1 pseudogene is annotated in these 540 nt (G+C 36.7%); it reads left to right on the plus strand.

Annotation, left to right across the window (positions count from 1 at the left end):
- Positions 1-540 (plus strand): annotated as a pseudogene (locus OZD64_RS00050) (transposase); the annotation flags it as partial.

Here is a 540-nt window from a genome sequence, read left to right on the forward strand (position 1 = left end):
GGAGAGGCTATAGACTTATTGCAGCAGATGGTTCTGGTATGAGATTACCCAGCTCTGGGGAAATTGTATCCGAGTTTGAACCAAATGGAACAACAGGCACCATTGGCAATTTGTTTGTTGATTTGTGTACTTCGCTGATTTGCAGTGCTCGTCTTGCAGCTTGGAATATAGGTGAACAAACGTTGGCGGCAGAGCAATTACCCGAAGTTATCACTCAAATGCGTTTATTAAATCAAGAGAAATTATTATTTATCTATGATCGTCTTCAGTAAAATTCATTCAGCAGCATTATAATTTGGAAGTAGATTTTATTTTTCGCTTGCAAAAAAGAAATTATAGTAAGCTATGGGAACGCTGGCGAATTAGATTTTGATTTTATATTAGAAAATGAAAAGCTAAAAAATAAAATGAAAGGACAGAAAGTAAGAGTTATAGTGCTGACATTAGCCAACTGAGAAACAGAGTTTTTGACCGAGACTTTGGAGCAAAGCTTATGTGTTAAGGTGGCACATAGAGGAGTGCTATAAACGACTCAAAGTA

Origin of the sequence: Wolbachia endosymbiont of Drosophila tristis (genome assembly GCF_028981745.1) — a bacterium.
GTDB lineage: Bacteria > Pseudomonadota > Alphaproteobacteria > Rickettsiales > Anaplasmataceae > Wolbachia > Wolbachia pipientis.